The 16,872-nt window shown below is 67.7% G+C and carries 14 protein-coding genes; 2 read left to right on the top strand and 12 right to left on the bottom strand.

Going from position 1 to position 16,872, the window contains the following annotated elements:
* Positions 1-278 precede the first annotated feature (278 nt).
* The 5 genes from DIE16_RS26175 to aceK all read right to left on the bottom strand — a co-directional run bounded on the left by DIE16_RS26175 (position 279) and on the right by aceK (position 5,694).
* Complete coding sequence (locus tag DIE16_RS26175) at positions 279-1,538, bottom strand: dienelactone hydrolase family protein (RefSeq protein WP_124893689.1); 1,260 nt, start codon at positions 1,536-1,538, stop codon at positions 279-281.
* Between the two features lie 107 nt (positions 1,539-1,645).
* The gene (locus tag DIE16_RS26170; protein WP_124893688.1) at positions 1,646-2,083 is read right to left on the bottom strand and encodes a YchJ family protein; all 438 of its coding nucleotides are present in this window, start codon (positions 2,081-2,083) and stop codon (positions 1,646-1,648) included.
* 39 nt (positions 2,084-2,122) lie between these two features.
* Entirely contained in the window at positions 2,123-2,800 is a 678-nt protein-coding gene (locus DIE16_RS26165) for an SDR family oxidoreductase (protein WP_044846181.1), read from the bottom strand.
* A gap of 243 nt (positions 2,801-3,043) precedes the next feature.
* Positions 3,044-3,811: a carbonate dehydratase gene (gene can / locus DIE16_RS26160; RefSeq protein ID WP_124486578.1), complete on the bottom strand. Its 768-nt coding sequence runs from the start codon at positions 3,809-3,811 to the stop codon at positions 3,044-3,046.
* A gap of 62 nt (positions 3,812-3,873) precedes the next feature.
* Entirely contained in the window at positions 3,874-5,694 is a 1,821-nt protein-coding gene (gene aceK / locus DIE16_RS26155; protein WP_044846183.1) for a bifunctional isocitrate dehydrogenase kinase/phosphatase, read from the bottom strand.
* Between the two features lie 337 nt (positions 5,695-6,031).
* Between aceK and DIE16_RS26145 the strand changes: the two genes are divergently transcribed.
* Positions 6,032-7,108 (top strand): MBL fold metallo-hydrolase, encoded by a 1,077-nt coding sequence (locus DIE16_RS26145; protein WP_124893687.1) that lies wholly within the window; start codon positions 6,032-6,034, stop codon positions 7,106-7,108.
* A 175-nt stretch (positions 7,109-7,283) separates the two neighbouring features.
* On the opposite strand, the gene DIE16_RS26140 is transcribed toward DIE16_RS26145, so the two are convergent.
* The 6 genes from DIE16_RS26140 to argS all read right to left on the bottom strand — a co-directional run bounded on the left by DIE16_RS26140 (position 7,284) and on the right by argS (position 15,572).
* The gene (locus tag DIE16_RS26140) at positions 7,284-8,924 is read right to left on the bottom strand and encodes an ABC-F family ATP-binding cassette domain-containing protein (protein WP_124893686.1); all 1,641 of its coding nucleotides are present in this window, start codon (positions 8,922-8,924) and stop codon (positions 7,284-7,286) included.
* Positions 8,925-9,116: 192 nt separating this feature from the next.
* The gene (locus tag DIE16_RS26135; protein WP_124893685.1) at positions 9,117-10,712 is read right to left on the bottom strand and encodes an ABC transporter substrate-binding protein; all 1,596 of its coding nucleotides are present in this window, start codon (positions 10,710-10,712) and stop codon (positions 9,117-9,119) included.
* A 552-nt stretch (positions 10,713-11,264) separates the two neighbouring features.
* Positions 11,265-12,038, bottom strand: coding sequence for an SDR family oxidoreductase (locus tag DIE16_RS26125; protein ID WP_044846187.1), 774 nt, complete (start codon positions 12,036-12,038; stop codon positions 11,265-11,267).
* A gap of 19 nt (positions 12,039-12,057) precedes the next feature.
* Positions 12,058-12,699 carry a thiol:disulfide interchange protein DsbA/DsbL gene (locus DIE16_RS26120; RefSeq protein WP_044846188.1) on the bottom strand — a complete coding sequence of 214 codons (642 nt, stop codon included), beginning with the start codon at positions 12,697-12,699 and terminating at the stop codon, positions 12,058-12,060.
* A gap of 69 nt (positions 12,700-12,768) precedes the next feature.
* Positions 12,769-13,677, bottom strand: coding sequence for an SPOR domain-containing protein (locus DIE16_RS26115; protein WP_124486574.1), 909 nt, complete (start codon positions 13,675-13,677; stop codon positions 12,769-12,771).
* A gap of 113 nt (positions 13,678-13,790) precedes the next feature.
* The gene (gene argS, locus DIE16_RS26110) at positions 13,791-15,572 is read right to left on the bottom strand and encodes an arginine--tRNA ligase (protein ID WP_124520661.1); all 1,782 of its coding nucleotides are present in this window, start codon (positions 15,570-15,572) and stop codon (positions 13,791-13,793) included.
* A gap of 200 nt (positions 15,573-15,772) precedes the next feature.
* Here argS and DIE16_RS26105 point away from each other — a divergent pair, with 200 nt between their 5' ends.
* Positions 15,773-16,096 (top strand): DUF1840 domain-containing protein, encoded by a 324-nt coding sequence (locus DIE16_RS26105; RefSeq protein WP_044846191.1) that lies wholly within the window; start codon positions 15,773-15,775, stop codon positions 16,094-16,096.
* Between the two features lie 121 nt (positions 16,097-16,217).
* Here DIE16_RS26105 and DIE16_RS26100 read toward each other — a convergent pair.
* The coding region (locus DIE16_RS26100; RefSeq protein ID WP_311769727.1) for a vitamin B12 dependent-methionine synthase activation domain-containing protein at positions 16,218-16,872 on the bottom strand (655 nt) is incomplete at its 5' end.

The following is a 16,872-nucleotide window of genomic DNA, read 5'->3' as shown; positions in this document are numbered from 1 at the left end:
GACCGGCGACCGGCGACCGGCGACCGGCGACCGGCGACCGGCGACCGGCGACCGGCAAATGGCGCGTTGAATCAGGCGCCGCTGGCGTTCGGAACAGGCGGGAAAAGTCCCGCAAAGGCTCTCAGCGGATGTTACGAGCGGGGTGCTCAGCCCGCGGACTCACAAGAGCGCGAGAACGGGCATGCGAACGCCGCTGCGGACCGCACGCTCACGAAACGGAAGAGGGGAAAGAGACGTGGGTAGAACGCGATCCTGACGCGCGTCGCGACACGCGCGCGTCAGCGCGAAGCCAAGGCGCGCGCGTCGGCGTCGCCGTTGTCGGCCGTCTGCGTCGCATTCGCGTTCCACACGACGCGGTCGTTGACCGCATACAGCTTGCATGCGCCCGCGCCCTGCTTCGAGCAGTTGTCGAGCGCGAGCGCCATCGGATCGTCGCCGCCTTCGGCCCACGACCACGCGCCTTCAGCCGACACCGCGAACGCACGGCTCGGATGCTGGCTCAGGAAGCGGCGATAGCCTTCGCGGCCGGCTGCGTCGAGGAACGGCACCGCCTCGACCGCGTCGATCGACGCATAGCCGGTCGCATTCGGCTCGTGCGGGTTCGCGACCGCATAGCGCACCGAGGTCGGCAGGTTCAGTTCCGCGAGGAACGCATGCACGGCCGGCCACCACACGGGCACGCCGTCGCGATCGACGATCAGCCGGTGCGCGTCGTCCTTGTAGCGGCCGAAATCGATGAACTGCGCCTGCGTGCCGTGCGACACGTAGGCGTCGTGCATCTGCGCGACGAGCGCGGGCGTCCACACCGAATCGTTGTCGCCGTACAGCCACAGCGACCGCACGGCCGTATGCGCGCCGTACTGGTCGAACGCGTCGACGAGATTGCGCTGCCAGCCGTCGCAGAGGTCCTGGCGCAGCCCGCCGGAGAAGTTGATGATGCCGCGCACGCCGGGCGCCGCCTCGGTACCGTATGCGACCGACACGAGGCCGCCGTGCGACGTGCCCGCGACGACGATGCGCGACGCATCGATGTACGACTGACGCGACATGTAGCGGACCGTCGCGTCGACGTCGGCGGCCTGCACGAGGCCGTTCTTGCCGACGTTGCAGCCTTCCTGCTGGTACGCGCCGCCCGAACCGGCGAAGCCCTGGCGGTTCGGCGCGATCACCGCATAGCCGCGGCGCACGAATTCACGCGCGAACGCGAGCGGCCGGCTGCGCGGCTGCTGGTGAAGATCGCCGGTGTTCTTGCCGTGGTTGAAGACGACGAGCGGGAACGGGCCGGGGCCGTTCGGCTTGAACAGCGTGGCCTCGAGCATCACGGCGCCCGAAGCATCGGCCGGAATGCTGACGATTTGTTCGTTGAGGTTCGCGGCGACCTGCGGGAGGCCCGAATCGCCGTAATCGAAGCGCTCGGCGTGGGCGAGCGAGCCGCTGGCCGCGGCCGCGCCAGATTGCGCGTTCGGCGCCGTACCGGCCTGAGCGGCCGACAGCGCGCAGGCCGCCATCCATCCCACCAATACCTTGCTGAACGCCATTCGTAAGCCCTGCCATGCAACATGACCAATCTGACGGCCATCCTAGCCCGACAAATTCAGGTTGTGCAATGCGGGAATTACCCGGCGTCTGACATGGCAACTATTTGTCAGCGTTCACTTACTTCGCCGTCGACATAGCGCCAGAAACCGTGCTCGTCGCGTGTGAAACGACTCGTCTCGTGGAGCCGGTACGCCCGGCCGCCGACCTTGTAGCGGGCCACGAATTCGACCTCCGCGTGCTGTTCGTCGAGCCGGGCATGGCGTTTGACGGCGAGGCCGAGCCAGCGAGGCGCGTCGGGCGCATTCGGGTCCGCATCGAGATCGGCGGGGCAGGTGCGCGCGTCCCAGGTCGCGCGCAGATAGTCGGTCGCGCCGAGCACGTACGCGCTGTACCGCGAGCGCATCAATTCGAGGGCGGTCGGCGCGGCTTCGCCGCCGTCGATGAAGCGGCCGCAACAGGCCGCATAGCGTGGCGCCGGGGCTTTGCCGGCAGAGACGGGGGACGCGCCGCCGCACGGGCACGCGTCAGGTCGGTTCAAAATCATGCGATTCGGGAATTAACGACGCCGGGTTGTCATGCCGGCTCACCAGCTGAGCTCGACGCCGTCGTACTGGAAGAAACGGCCGTTGGCCTGCGACACGTCCGCGCCGGCTTCCGCGATCACGCGGCGCATGCCGGTCACGCTGGTCTCCGGATCGATCGCGGCCTGCGCGCCGCCCATGTCGGTGCGCACCCAGCCGGGATGGAGCGAGATGCAGGCGGCGTGGCGCGTCTGCAGCGATGCGATGCGCAGCACGTCGTTCAGCGCGGCCTTGCTCGCGCGGTACAGCCAGCCGGTCGTGCCGGTCGCCTCGGCGATGCTGCCCATCCGGCTCGAGACCACCGCCAGCACGCCGCGCGCGTCCTCGACGAGCGGCAGCAGGATCGGCAGCAGTTGCATCGGCCCGCGCACGTTCGTATGCATCACCGTGTCGAAATCCTCGGCGCCGATCGTTTCGACCCCTTCGGTGCGCGGCCCGTACACGCCCGACACGAGCACCGCCGCGTCGAGCCGTTCGCCGTCGAGCTTCCAGCCGAGCGCCGCGATCTGTTCGGGCTGCGCGATGTCGAGCGCATGCGCGTGCGCGCCGCGTTCGCGCAGTGCGGCAAGCGATGCGTCGTCGCGCGCGGTCGCGATCACGTTCCAGCCGTCGCGCCGGTATTGCCGGACGAATTCGCGTCCGAGGCCGCGCGATGCGCCGACGATCAGTACGGTTTTCATGTTCGCCGCTCCTTTGCATTGCACCGCCGTCGCGGCAGTGCCGGTGTCAGATCAGTTCGACGGCCGTCGCGGCCGCATGACCGCCGTTGCGCCGGCTGGCGTGTGCGCACGGCGCACCCGTCGCGCGACGGGATGCAGGGGGCGCGGCCCCGCCATCATGATGCACCTTCAGCCGGATGGCGCGCGGCGGGGCGCTGGCGTGCCGCGCCCGCGTGGCCGCGCACGTCGGCTACTTCGAGTCGGTTACTTCGCGTCGTCGCACGGCTTCAGCGTGGCGGCGACCGCCTGCGCGACGTCGTCGAGCCGCGCGGCGTCCGCCGCGACCATGTCGTTGTCGGGCGCGTGCTGGCCGCGCGCGGTCAACGCCGCGACGCAGCGCTTGTAGGTTGCATCCAGCGCGTCGAAGCTCGACACGGCCATCCCGAGGTTGCGCATCCGCCCGTCGTGCACGCCGTACACGAGCCCGTGCACGGTGAGCGACTGGCCGCGCGCCCATGCGTCGTTGACGATCGTCGTGCGGCATACGTTGACGACCTGCTCGATCGAGTTCAGCTCGATCAGGCGGCGATAGCGCGCTTCGCCGACCGGCCATTCGTCGAGCAGTGCGGCGTGGCGTTCGCGCACGTCCTGCACGTGATGCAGCCAGTTGTCCGCGAGGCCGACGCGGCGGTTGTGCAGCGCCGCGTTCACGCCCGAGCAGCCGTAGTGGCCGACGACCATGATGTGCTTCACGCGCAGGATGTCGACCGCGAACTGGATCACCGACAGGCAGTTCAGGTCGCTGTGCACGACGACGTTCGCGATGTTACGGTGCACGAACACTTCGCCCGGCGGCAGGCCGATGATCTGGTTCGCGGGCACGCGCGAATCCGAGCAGCCGATCCACAGATATTCCGGCGCCTGCTGGTCGGCGAGACGCGCGAAGAAATCGGGATCGTCGGCGAGCTGGCGCTTGACCCAGGCGTCGTTGTTGTCGAACAGGTGTGAAAGCGGATTGTCTTGGGTATTCATCGGTGTGGATTCCGTTGGCGGAAGTCAGGTCGATAACGGGTTTGGTTCGATCGGACGGTGCGTCAGGCGGCGCGCTGCGCGTCGCTTGCGTCGTCACCGGCGTCCGGCGTCGCGTCGAAGCGCTCGGGGTAGCGCACGCTGAAGCGCAGCGACACGTCGTACGGGTAAAAATCGGGCAACTCGCCCTGCAGCAGCTTGTCCTTGCTGGCCTGCCACAGCGCGGGTTCGAAAAAGTCCGCGTGATGCTTCATGAAGACCGTCCGCACGCGCGGGTCGCCGAGCAGGAACGGTCCGTAGGTTTCCGGAAAGATGTCGTGCGGGCCGACGGTATACCACGGTTCGCCGGACAGCTCGTCTTCCTCGTTGCGCGGCGGCGGCACGCGCCGCACGTTGCAGTCGGTCAGGTACTCGATCTCGTCGTAGTCGTAGAACACGACGCGGCCGTGGCGCGTGACGCCGAAGTTCTTGTAAAGCATGTCGCCGGGGAAGATGTTGGCCTTCATCAACTCCTTCACCGCGTTGCCGTACTCCTTCACGCCGTGCTCGACGTCCGCGTCGGTGCCGTTCTGCAGGTACAGGTTGAGCGGCGTCATGCGGCGCTCGATGTACAGGTGCTTGATCACGAGGTTGTCGTCCTCGTATTCGAGCAGCGACGGCACTTCCTTTTCCAGCTCGCGCACGAGCGCATGGTCGAGCCGCGACAGCGGCAGCGCGACGCTCGAATACTCGAGCGTATCGGCCATCCGCCCGAGACGGTCGTGGCGCTTCACGAGCTGGTACTTCTCCATGATCTGCGCGCGCGTCGTTTCCTTCGGCGGCGGGAACTGATCCTTGATGATCTTGAACACGTACGGGAACGACGGCAGCGTGAACACGAGCATCACGAGGCCCTTGATCCCGGGCGCGATGATGAAGCGGTCGCTCGAATGCGACAGGTGGTGCAGCAGGTCGCGGTAGAACAGGTTCTTGCCCTGCTTCTGCAGGCCGACCGACGTGTAGATCTCGGCCTTCGGCTTGCCCGGCATGATCGTGCAGAGAAAATCCACGTACGCGGAGGGCACGCCCATGTCGACGAGGAAATACGAGTGCGAGAAGCTGAAGATGATCTGCAGCAGGTCGCGGCGCAGCAGCACGGTGTCGAGCGCGAGCAGGCCTGGGCGCACGTGGCGGATCGGCACCGCGAACGGCAGCACGCGATCGGCGTTGATGATGCGGCCGACGATGTACGCGCTCTTGTTGCGGAAGAACAGCGACGACAGCACGTGGATCTGGAAATTCGGCGCGGCGTCGAACTGGCCGAATTCGTCGCTGATCGCCTGCATCACGCAGCCGATGTCGCGCGTGAGATCCTCGAACGGCGGCTCGAGCTGGAAGTTCGTGACGATGCGCTCGAGCGTGGCCGCGAGCCCGTCGGTGCCCGGGTAGTACGCGCGATAGGTCGGCTTTGCGGCCGGCTCGTCGTTCTCGAGGTATTCGGTCGAGATCGCGGGCCGCACGAAGATGAAATCGTTGCTGAAATAGGAGCGGTGCAGGATCTTGCAGCACACCGAATTGAAGAACGTTTCCGCGCACTCGGGCTGGCGGTGCGACGTGAGCAGCCCGATGTAGTGCAGCTTGATCTGCTGCCACACCTCGTCGTCGATGTTCTCCGCGTCGTATTCGTCCTCCAGCAGCTCGACGCACTCCTGCACGCGATCGTCGTACGACGTGATCCGCTCGCGCGCGAGCCGCTGCAGGCCGTGCCAGTCGGCGCGCTCGAATAGCGTCTTCGCCTCGACGGCGGCTTCCCGGAAGATCCGGTAGTGGCGGTCGAAGTATTCGAGCATCGTCTGCGCGACGTCGAAGCCGATTTGCGACGACAGCAGTTTGGGGAAGTGATTCATCGCGTGCAGGCTCGTTGAAGAGGGGCTGTAAGCACTCGCCATTTTAGCGCCCAAGTCGGCGTTTCAAGGACTTTCGGGGTCCGGCGCCCAAGCGCCGTCAATGGGCGGGTTGCTCGCCGTTGCATGCCGTTCGATGCATCTTCGCGTAAAGATACGGGTACGGAACCGATTCTGGCACGAACTTTTTTTGACCGTCCGGCGCGCGCCGGCACGCGTTTCGCGCGACGGCGATAGAATCGACGCGATGCCCGCCGCGGTATGCCGCGCGCTCCTGCGCTTGCATTCGCACCCGCGCCCGCATTCGCATTCGCACCGATAACGACGAGACACCCCACCGATGAACGCACTGGAACACCAACTCGACTATCCCTTCGCCGACACGCTGCCCGCCGCGGGCGACACGTTCGAGGTCGCGCCCGGCGTGCGCTGGCTGCGCATGCCGCTGCCGTTTTCGCTCGATCACATCAATCTCTGGCTGCTGCGCGACGAGATCGACGGACAGGCCGGCTGGACGATCGTCGACTGCGGTATCTCGTCCGATGCGATCCGTACGCACTGGGAACAGATCTTCGACACGCATCTCGACGGGCTGCCGGTGCTGCGCGTGCTCGTCACGCATTGCCATCCCGATCACTTCGGCCTGGCGAACTGGATCTGCGAAGGCGGCGACCGGCGCCGCTGGAACGTGCGGCTGTGGATGACGCTCGGCGAATACATGTTCGGCTGCCTGATGGCGGCCGGCAACGGCTCGAACGCCGGCGGCGCGGCCGCCGCCGATCACTTCGCGCGTCACGGGCTGACCGATCCGGCCGCGCTCGACAAACTGCGCAACCGTCGCAGCTATTACTCGGACCTCGTGCCGGCCGTGCCGCCGCGCTACCGGCGCCTGCGCGAAGGCGACCCGGTGACGATCGGCGCGCGCACGTGGCGCGTCGTCACCGGCTACGGCCATTCGCCTGAACATTGCGCGCTCTACAGCGAAGAGGACGGCGTGCTGATCTCCGGCGACATGGTGCTGCCGCGCATCTCGACCAACGTGTCCGTGTTCGATCTCGAGCCGGAAGCGAACCCGCTCGCGCTGTACCTCGAATCGCTCGGCCGCTACGAGACGATGGCGCCCGACACGCTCGTGCTGCCGTCGCACGGCAAGCCGTTCCGCGGCGTGCGCACCCGCATCGCGCAACTGCGCGCGCACCACGACGCACGGCTCGACGAAGTGCGCGTCGCCTGCGCGGAGAAGCCGGCGAGCGCCGCCGACATCGTGCCGATCATGTTCCGCCGCCGCGAGCTCGACATCCATCAGATGACGTTCGCGCTCGGCGAGGCGCTCGCGCACCTGAACCTGCTGTGGCTTGCGGGCGAGCTCGTGCGCGAGCAGGGCGACGACGGCGTGATTCGCTTCGCGCGGGCCTGAGCGTTGCCGGCCCGACGTTCCCTCGTTTTCAGCGTTCAACCCGGTCCGTGCCGTTCCAACAACGCGAAATCCGTCGTCCCGACCGGCAAAGGCTTGCTCGAATCGGAGCGGCTCGTCAGGCAGCGGTTCGTCGAATCGGACATCACGCGAAACGACGAACGGCCGTGAGCGTCAATCACGCGACGGGTTCGTAACGCCACCCGTCGCGCTGCCATTGCATCGTGTGCGTCGGCGCGAGCGCCGCGAGAAACGCGGCGTCGTGCGACGCGACCACCAGCGCACCGGGGAAGCCGGCCAGCGCGGCTTCGATCGCGCGCACCGATTCGAGATCGAGGTGATTGGTCGGCTCGTCGAGCAGCAGCAGCTGCGCGGGCGTGCCGCGCCACAACGCGCACGCAAGCGCGGCCTTCAACCGCTCGCCGCCGCTCAGGCGCTGCACCGGCTGCGTCGCGCGCGCGGCATCGAGCTGCAGCAGCGCGAGCCGGCTGCGCAGCTCGCCTTCGGCGAGCGGCGTAGCGAGGCTGCCCAGCTGTTCGACGATCGAGCGCTCGGGATCGAGCAGCGCGAGCCGCTGGTCGAGATGCGCGGCGCTCACGTGCGTCGCGCAGGTGCCCGAGCGCGGCGCGAGTTCGCTGGCGAGCATGCGCAGCAACGACGATTTTCCGCAGCCGTTCGGGCCCGTCAGCGCGATGCGCACCGGGCCGCTGGCCGACCACGTGATCGCGTCCGCGCGCCCGGCGGTGCGCCACGGCAGTCGGGCGCGCTCGAGCGTGAACAGCTGGCGGCGCGCGCTGACCTCGGTGCCCGGCAGCGACACGAGCACCGGCGCGTCGGCCTCGACGCGCGCGGCTGCGTCCTGCACGCGTTCGTCGAGCGTCGCCTTGAACGCGCTCTGGTCGCGGCGCACCTGCCCCATGATGTTGCGCGCGGCGCCCTTGCGCCGCTGCTTCGCGCCCGACGACAGGTTGGCCGTCTTCGCATCGCGCAGCGAGCCGGCCGCGTGGCGCTGGATCGCGTCGTGTTCCTGTTCGAGCCGGCGCCTGGCGCGCCCGCGCTCGGTGCGCGCATGCTCGAGCGCGGCCTGCGCGGCATCCTGTTCCGCGTCGCGCTGCGCACGGTAGAGCGCGTAGTTGCCGCCGTATGAGCGCGCGCCTTGCGGTGTCAGCTCGACGATGCGCTGCACGCCGGCGAGCAGCGCGCGGTCATGGCTGACGATCACGACGCCGCCGCGCCAGCCGTCGAGCGCCGTGCGCAGCCACGCGCGGCCCGGCGCGTCGAGGTGGTTGGTCGGTTCGTCGAGCACCAGCAGCCCGGCCTCCGAGAGCAACGCGCCGATCAGCGCGACGCGCGCCCTCTGGCCGCCGCTCAACGCATGTGCCGGTGTATCGGCGCGCACGTCGTGCAGGCCGGCCGCGTCGAGCGCCGCGCGCAGCTGCTCGGCGAGGTCCCAGCGATCGCCGATCAGGTCGAAGTCGTGTGCGCTCGCGCGGCCGTCCGCGAGGCGTGCGAGGGCCGCGAGCGGCGCATCGAGCGCGGCGAATTCCGCGACGGTCCGCATGGTGTCCGGTGCGTCGTCGTGCTGCTGCGCGACGTAGACGACCGACGTTTGCCGGTCGATCGCGCCCGCGCTCGGCGTGCGCCGGCCGGCGATCAGTTGCGCGAGCAGGCTCTTGCCGGCGCCGTTGCGGCCGACGATGCCCGTCGGCGTGCGGTCGATGGAAAGGTCGAGCGAATCGAACAGCGTGACGCCGTCGTCGAAGCGGAAGGAAACGTGATGAAGCGCGACGAGCGCGCCGGTCGGCGTGGCAGCAGCCATAAGCACCTCCGAAAATGCGTGAAACCCTTCGCGCGCGGCGTGCGAGGCACGGCGGCGAAAACATTTTTGGGAAGGCTTAGTTGTTCACTTCGGCTGGCGTCCGGTATGAGGAATGAGCGCGCAGTGTAGCAAGCGCGGCGCGCGGGCCGCAAGCGACGGGCCGGGGCGCCGTCGCTTGCGCGCCACGCGCGGTTACTGCACGGCGACTGCCGCGAAGTTCTGCCGGCCGAACGGGCTGACGTGATAGCCGCTCACGTTCGCACGCGTGACCGCGGCCGCGGTCGGGTAGCCGAGCGGAATCCACAGCGCCTCGTCATGGATGATCTTCTGCGCCGATTCGTACAGCTTCGCGCGCTTGCCCTGGTCGGCGGTCGACTTGCCGTCGGCGATCAGCTTGTCGAGCTGCGCGTCGCAGAAGCGCGCGAAGTTGATGCCCGACTTCACCGCGTTGCAGCTGAACAGCGGCGACAGGTAGTTGTCCGGATCGCCGTTGTCGCCGGCCCAGCCCATGAACAGCATGTCATGCTGGCCGAGCTTCGCCTGCTTGATCAGCTCGCCCCACTCGATCACCTTCACCTCGGCCTTCACACCGATCTTCGCGAGGTCGGCCTGCAGCAGTTCCGCGCCGGCCTTCGGGTTCGGGTTCAGCACGCTGCCGGTCGGGCGCGTCCAGATCGTCGTCGAGAAGCCGTTCGGGAAACCGGCCGACGCGAGCAGCTGCTTCGCCTTCGCGGGATCGTACGCATACGGCGCGACGTCCTTCGCGTAGCTCCACGTGTTCGGCGGATACGGGTTGTTCGCGGCCGTCGCCGTGTTGTCGAACACCACCTTCAGGTAGGTCGCGCGATCGAACGCGAGGTTCAGCGCCTCGCGCACCTTGTCGTTGTCGAGCGGCTTCTTCTGCGTGTTCAGCGCGACGAACGCGGTCATGAACGCGGGCGTCTGCACGACCTTCAGCGCGCCTTCGCCCTTCGCGGCGAGCACGTCCTGCGGTTTCGGCGACAGCGCGATCTGGCATTCGCCGGCCTTCACCTTTTGCATGCGCACCGACGGGTCGGGCGTGATCGCGTAGATCAGCCGGTCGACCTTCGGCTTCGCGCCCCAGTAGGCCGGGTTCACGTCGTAGCGGATCAGCGCGTCCTTCGTGTAGCTCTTCAGCACGAACGGGCCGGTGCCGACCGGCTTCGCGTTCAGGTCGGCCTGCTTGCCGGCCTTCAGCAGCTGGTCCGCGTATTCGGCCGAGTAGATCGACGCGAAGCCCATCGTCAGGATCGGCACGAACGTCGCGTTCGGCTCGTTCAGCACGAACTTCACCGTGTTGTCGTCGACCTTCGTGACCGACTTCACGAGTTTCACGAGGCCCATCGACTGCGCGTGCGGGAAGCCGCTCGCGCCGGCCACCTTGTGCCACGGGTTCGCATCGTCGAGCATCCGCGAGAACGTGAACACGACGTCGTCCGCGTTCAGCGGGCGGCCCGGCTTGAAGTAGTCGGTGGTCTGGAACGCGACGTTCGGGCGCAGATGGAACGTGTACGTGAGGCCGTCGGCGCTCGCTTCCCATTTGTCGGCGAGCGCGGGCACGACCTTCTTCGCCGCTTCGTCGTACGACACGAGCGTATTGAAGATCACGTCGGCCGATGCGTTGGTCGTGACGAGCGAGTTGTACTGCACGACGTCGAAGCCGTCCGGGCTCGATTCCGTGCAGACGGTGAGCGGCTTGGCGGCGGCGAGGCCGGGGGCGGCGAGGGCGGCGGCGACGGCGGCCGCGGCGAACAGCTTGACGTGCATAGGTTCTCCCACGTTGCTTGTGATTTTTGCTGGGTGTCGGAATGCGGGCGTGGCCCGGTAACAGGCGGGGCCGGCGCGGCTGGCGGATAGCATACCGTCAAAGCGCGCGGTGCGTGAAAAAAGGCGCCGGAACGCAGCGAATTGAGCGAGAAACGGCTGCGTTCGCGACGGAATGCGTGCTGGGGCGGCGCAGCGGCGGGGAGATGAGACAGGCGCGACGGCGAACGACCGGCGGCCGAGATGGGGGGCGGGGAGAGCGCAGGCCAAAGCGGATCGGCGAGGATCGGTGCTGATCGACGCGAATCGGCTGGATCACCGAATCGCCGAATCGCCGAATCGCCGAATCGCCGAATCGCCGAATCGCCGAATCGCCGAATCGCCGAATCGCCGAATCGCCGAATCACCGAATCACCGAATCACCGAATCACCAGAATCACCAGAATCACCAGAATCACCAGAATCGGCAGAATCGGCAGAATCGGCAGAATCGCCGCGCCGGCTGCGGCGAGTCGTGTGGAAGGAGGAGCGGTGCGTGCGACGTTGGCGCCGCACTCAATGCGCGCCGGCCTTCGGCTTGCGCGGTGCCTTCTCGAACAGGCGGTCGTAGAGCCAGCGCGGCAGCACGTGCAGCACCTTCGCGACGACGCCCATCTGCCACGGAATCACGCGGAACGCGTGCTGCCGCGCGATCGCGCGCGCGGCGCGGGCCGCGAAGCGGTCGGCGTCCATCAGGAACGGCATCCGGTACGGGTTGTGCGCGGTCATCGGCGTGCGGATGTAGCCGGGCGCGATCGTCACGACGCCGACACCGGCCGGGCGCAGTTCGACGCGCAGCGCCTCGAGATACTTGATCGCGGCCGATTTGGACGCGCTGTACGCGCCGGACCCGGGCAGGCCGCGCACGCCGGCGACGCTCGCGACGCCGACCAGCGTGCCGTGGCGCGCGGCCGTCATCGGGCCGACGAACGGCTCGAACGTCGCGACCATCCCGTAGTAGTTGATGTCCATCACGTTGCGGAACGTGGCGAGATCGCCCTGGCCGGTGACGGCGCCCTGGCTGATGCCCGCGTTCGCGATCACGACGTCGGGGCAGCCGTGCGCGGCGATGAACGACGCGGCGGCCGTCGCGAGCGCGTCGGCGTCGCGCACGTCGGCGGAATAGACGGAGACGGACAGCTTGGGAAAGCGTCGCGCGAACGCATCGAGGGCATCGGTGCGGCGCGCGACGAGGGCGAGCGTGGCGCCCTGGCGGGCGTATTCCTCGGCCATCGCGAGGCCGAGCCCGCTCGACGCGCCGGTGATGAAGACCTTCAGCGGAGTAGTCATGCCGGCGCGCGGGCGGGGATCAGAGCTTCTTGTCCTGAACCTGCTTCACGAGGTAGTCGAGCACCTGCGCGGTACCCGGGATGCTGTTCGTGTAAGCCGGGCCCGTCTTGTACTTGCCCTGGACCACGATTGTCGGCACGCCGTCGATCGCGTAGTTCTTCAGCAGCTCGGCCGACTGCTTCACCTGGCCCTGCACGCTGAACGAGTTGTACGCGTCCATGAACTGCTTCTTGTCGACGCCCTGCGTCGCCAGGAAGTCGGCCTGCGCCTGCGGCGTCAGCAGGTAGTTCTTCTGCTTGTGGATCGCGTTGAAGATCGCCGGCGTGACCTTCTCCGAAATGCCGAGCGCCGACACCGCGTAGAACAGCTTCGAGTGCGGGAGGAAATCGTCGCGGAAGGCGACCGGCACGCGCTTGAAGTCGATGTTGTTGCCCTGCTTCTTCACCCAGGCCTCGACCGTCGGCTCGAATTCGTAGCAGTGCGGGCAGCCGTACCAGAAGAACTCGATGACTTCGACCTTGCCGGCCGGCGCGGACACCGGCTGCGGCGACTTCATCACCTCGAAGTCCTTGCCGGACACCGGCGCCGCGGGCGAAGCCTGGGCGAAGCCGGCTGCGGCCAGGCCGAGGGACAGAAGGAGCGTGCTAAGCAGTTTTTTCATGTTGTGGACGTCGAATCAGTTGCTCGGGTTACGAAACGTAACGGGTTCTGCGTGGGCGCGGCCGGTTGCTTACTGCTTCGTGAAACGGATCACCGCCGTGTCGACACCTGCATCGGACAGGCGCTGGCGGGCCGAGTTCATATCCTCGAATTTCGAGAACGGGCCGACGCGCACGCGGAAATAGGTCACGCCGCTGACATCGCGCTTCGACACCTTCGACTCGAAGCCCTGGAAGCCCAGCCGCGCGCGCTGCTGCTCGGCGTCGCCTTCCGTCTTGTACGCACCGACCTGCAGGAAGTAGCCGGTGTTCGCGTCGCTTGCGGTCGGCGGCTTCGCTGCCGCGGCGGACGTCGCGGACGGCGCCGGCTTCGGCGTGTTCGCGGCCAGTTGCTGTTGCTGCTGTTTCTGCGCGGCAGCCTGCTGCGCCTGCTTCTGCGCGGCGAAGCGCGCGAGGTCGTCCTCGCCGCCTTGCTGCTGCTGTTGCTGCTGCTGCGCCTGTTGCGTCTTCTTCGGCGGCGGCGGGTTGTCGGCCGGCTTCGGCGCGACGGCGACGCCATTGCCCGACGACGCGTTGTTCGATGCGGTGGTGTTGCCCGAGCCGCTGGCGTTGCCGGAGCCGTTCGTGTTGCCCGACGGCGGCACTTCGACGATCTGCGGTTCGGGCAGCAGGCCGCCCTGGGTCTGGTTCGCGGCCTGGCCCGGCGCGGTGTTGGGCGGCGCGGATTGCGCGGCCTGCGGCACCGGCTGGCCGGGCGTCTTGCCCTGCAGCGCGCGGTTCGGGTCGAACTGCTGCGGCTGGCTCGCGGCGTTGTCGGCCGGCGGCGGCGCGACCTTCGACACGAACGGCGACGGCGACCGCGTGATGTAGAGCGCCACCACCACCGCGATCGCGAGGCCGACGATCAGGCCCAGCACGATTCCAAGAAATGTCCCTCCGGCTTGTTTCGATTGCTTCGAAGTTCGGCGTGGTTGTGCCATTGCTTGAGTCACCTGCAAAAAGAATCGTGAAAAGGCTGCGACGGGCATCCGGCGGCGGGTGCTCCCGTCGCAGGCGCGCCTGCCGCAGCCATTCGCTGCCCGGTCCGGGCCGCTTACATCTTGGCGGGCGCGGACACGCCGAGCACCGCCAGGCCGTTCTCGAGCACTTGCCGGGTCGCGGCGAGGAGCGCGGCGCGCGCGTTGCGCGGCGCTTCGTCGTCGACCAGCACGCGCTCCGCATTGTAGAACGAGTGGAATTCACCAGCGAGATCGCGCAGGTAGAACGCGACCGCGTGCGGCGCCAGTTCGTTCGCCGCGTGCGTGAGCATGTCCGGATACTCGGCGAGCTTCTGCATCAGCGACACGGCCTGCGGGCTCGTGAGCTGCGACAGGTCGGCACCCGGCAGCTGCGCCGCTTCGACGTTGTAGCGGGACTTCAGTTCGTTGAGCACCGAGCAGATCCGCGCATGCGCGTACTGGACGTAATAGACCGGGTTCTCGTCGTTCTGTTTCAGCGCGAGGTCGATGTCGAACACGAATTCGGTGTCGGCCTTGCGGGAGATCAGGAAGAAACGGACCGCGTCGCGGCCGCGCGTGATGGTCGCCTCGTCGATCAGGTCGGGGGCTGCTTCCTGGCCCGGCGTCGCGCCGCCCGACCATTCGATCAGGTCGCGCACCGTCACGTAGCTGCCCGCGCGCTTCGACAGCTTCACTTCCTGGCCGTCGCGCATCACGGTGACCATCTTGTGCAGCACGTAGTCGGGATAGCCCTTCGGGATGCCGATGTGCAGGCCCTGCAGGCCCGCGCGCACGCGCGCGATCGTGCCGTGGTGGTCCGAACCCTGGATGTTGATCACCTTCGAGAAGCCGCGCTCCCACTTCGTCACGTGATACGCGACGTCCGGCACGAAGTACGTATACGTGCCGTCCGTCTTGCGCATCACGCGATCCTTGTCGTCGCCCTCGTCGGTCGTGCGCAGCCACAGCGCGCCGTCCTGCTCGTAGGTCATGCCGGCCTTGATCAGCGCGTCGACCGTCTTCTCGACCCGGCCTTCGCTGTACAGCGACGACTCGAGGTAGTACTGGTCGAATTTCACGCCGAACGCCTGCAGGTCCATGTCCTGCTCGTGACGCAGGTACGCGACCGCGAACTTGCGGATCGCGTCGAGATCGTCGATGTCGCCCGCGCCGGTGACCGGCTCGCCGTCCTTCGCGGCAACCGTCTCGCGGTTCAGGTAGTCGCGTGCGATGTCGGCGATGTATTCGCCGTTGTACGCGGCTTCCGGCCAGCCCGCGTCGCCCGGCTTCAGGCCGCGCGCGCGCGCCTGCGTCGAGATCGCGAGGTTGCCGATCTGCACGCCGGCGTCGTTGTAGTAGAACTCGCGGTGCACCGCGTAGCCCTGGCTCGCGATCACGTTCGCGAGCACGTCGCCGAGCGCCGCCTGGCGGCCGTGGCCGACGTGCAGCGGGCCTGTCGGGTTGGCCGACACGAATTCGAGCAGCACCTGCTTGCCCTTTTCGCGATCCGACGTGCCGAACGCGCGGCCCTGGTCGAACACGGCGGCGATCACCGCCTGCTTCGCGGCGGCCGTCAGGCGCAGGTTGATGAAGCCGGGGCCGGCGATTTCGGCCGCGTCGACGAGCCCTTGCGCGGCCGGCTGGGCCGTGAGCGCGGCGACGATCTGCTCGGCGAGCTGGCGCGGGTTCGTGCCGAGCGGCTTGGCGAGCTGCATCGCGACGTTGCACGCGACGTCGCCGTGCGCGGCGACCTTCGGGCGCTCGAGCGTGATGGCCGGGGCGACGAACGCTGCGTCGGCGCCTTTCAGCGCGTGTGCGACCTGCGTGACGCTATCCGCGAGCAGGGCTTCGAGGGTCTGTTTGTGAGCTGGCAGCATGCTGGTAGAAGGCTTCGTTGGTGGCGGCCGGAAACGCCGGCCGGCCGGCGCGCTTTTTAAGCGCGCGTTTCAGGGATCGCAGAATTTTAACAGGTGCTAATATGCCGCTCAGGCGCCCCGCGTCCGCGAGGCCGGACGCCGGCCTGCCGGCGTCCCCCAACCGCGCCGCGCAGGCACAACAAGATGAAAAGGGAATAGTCATGATTACGTTCAAGAGCAAGGCGGCACAGGATCTCGACGTGCTGAAGGATTTCGCCGTATACGTGCTGGGCCTCGTCGGCAAGCAATTGGGCGAACGCGGTGTCATTACGCACGACGAACTGGACCACGCGATCGCGAAGCTGGAAGGCGCGGTCGCGCAGGCGAAGCAGGAGCGTGCCGAGCACGCCGGCCATTTCCACGAGGACGAAGACGACCACGCGCACCACGAAGTGCCGCCGAGCCTGGCGCAGCGCGTCGCACCGTTCCTGACGATGCTGCGCGAAGCGAAGGCCGGTCAGGCCGACGTGCACTGGGGCTTCTGAGCCGCGTTGCCCGCCTGACCCGATCGCGAGATCGCAAAGGCGCATGAAAAAGCCCGCTCGATGCGGGCTTTTTGATTTCGTCTGATCAAAAGGGCGGCGAACCGCCCCGGTCGTGCCCGGATCAGAGTTGCGGCGCGAGCGCGCGGCGCGCGTCGTCGAGCGATAGCTGCATTCGTTGCGCGTAGTCGTCGAGCTGATCCTGCCCGATTTTGCCGACCGAGAAGTAGCGGCTGTCCGGATGCGCGAGATAGAAACCCGACACGCTCGCCGCCGGCAACATCGCCAGCGAATCGGTCACGCTCATCCCGATTTCGTCCGCGTGCAGCGCGGCGAACATGTCGCGTTTCACGAGATGGTCGGGGCAGGCCGGGTAGCCGGGCGCCGGGCGGATGCCCGCGTACTTTTCGGCGATCAGCGCGTCGTTGTCGAGCGTCTCGCCGCTCGCATAGCCCCACAGCTCGCGGCGCACGCGCGCGTGCATCGCTTCGGCGAACGCTTCCGCGAAGCGGTCGGCGAGCGCCTTCAGCATGATCGCGCTGTAGTCGTCGTGGTCGGCTTCGAACTGCTTTTCCTTCACGTCGACGCCGAGGCCGGCCGTCACCGCGAACATGCCGATGTAGTCGGCGACGCCCGATTCCTTCGGCGCGATGAAGTCGGCAAGCGAGCGGTTCGGGCGCATCACGCCGTCGACCACCGGACGCACGCTCTGCTGGCGCAGGTTGCGCCACGTCATCAGCACTTCCGAGCGCGACTCGTCCGTGTAGATCTCGATGTCG

Source organism: Burkholderia sp. Bp9090, assembly GCF_003857985.1.
Taxonomy (GTDB): domain Bacteria; phylum Pseudomonadota; class Gammaproteobacteria; order Burkholderiales; family Burkholderiaceae; genus Burkholderia.
This window is presented reverse-complemented; position numbering and strand designations above follow the sequence as displayed.

Bases quoted from the DNA above. Each gene is read 5' to 3' on its own strand.
- DIE16_RS26175 (WP_124893689.1), bottom strand. From the start codon at position 1,538: ATGGCGTTCAGCAAGGTATTGGTGGGATGGATGGCGGCCTGCGCGCTG.
- DIE16_RS26170 (WP_124893688.1), bottom strand. From the start codon at position 2,083: ATGATTTTGAACCGACCTGACGCGTGCCCGTGCGGCGGCGCGTCCCCC.
- DIE16_RS26165 (WP_044846181.1), bottom strand. From the start codon at position 2,800: ATGAAAACCGTACTGATCGTCGGCGCATCGCGCGGCCTCGGACGCGAA.
- can (WP_124486578.1), bottom strand. From the start codon at position 3,811: ATGAATACCCAAGACAATCCGCTTTCACACCTGTTCGACAACAACGAC.
- aceK (WP_044846183.1), bottom strand. From the start codon at position 5,694: ATGAATCACTTCCCCAAACTGCTGTCGTCGCAAATCGGCTTCGACGTC.
- DIE16_RS26145 (WP_124893687.1), top strand. From the start codon at position 6,032: ATGAACGCACTGGAACACCAACTCGACTATCCCTTCGCCGACACGCTG.
- DIE16_RS26140 (WP_124893686.1), bottom strand. From the start codon at position 8,924: ATGGCTGCTGCCACGCCGACCGGCGCGCTCGTCGCGCTTCATCACGTT.
- DIE16_RS26135 (WP_124893685.1), bottom strand. From the start codon at position 10,712: ATGCACGTCAAGCTGTTCGCCGCGGCCGCCGTCGCCGCCGCCCTCGCC.
- DIE16_RS26125 (WP_044846187.1), bottom strand. From the start codon at position 12,038: ATGACTACTCCGCTGAAGGTCTTCATCACCGGCGCGTCGAGCGGGCTC.
- DIE16_RS26120 (WP_044846188.1), bottom strand. From the start codon at position 12,699: ATGAAAAAACTGCTTAGCACGCTCCTTCTGTCCCTCGGCCTGGCCGCA.
- DIE16_RS26115 (WP_124486574.1), bottom strand. From the start codon at position 13,677: ATGGCACAACCACGCCGAACTTCGAAGCAATCGAAACAAGCCGGAGGG.
- argS (WP_124520661.1), bottom strand. From the start codon at position 15,572: ATGCTGCCAGCTCACAAACAGACCCTCGAAGCCCTGCTCGCGGATAGC.
- DIE16_RS26105 (WP_044846191.1), top strand. From the start codon at position 15,773: ATGATTACGTTCAAGAGCAAGGCGGCACAGGATCTCGACGTGCTGAAG.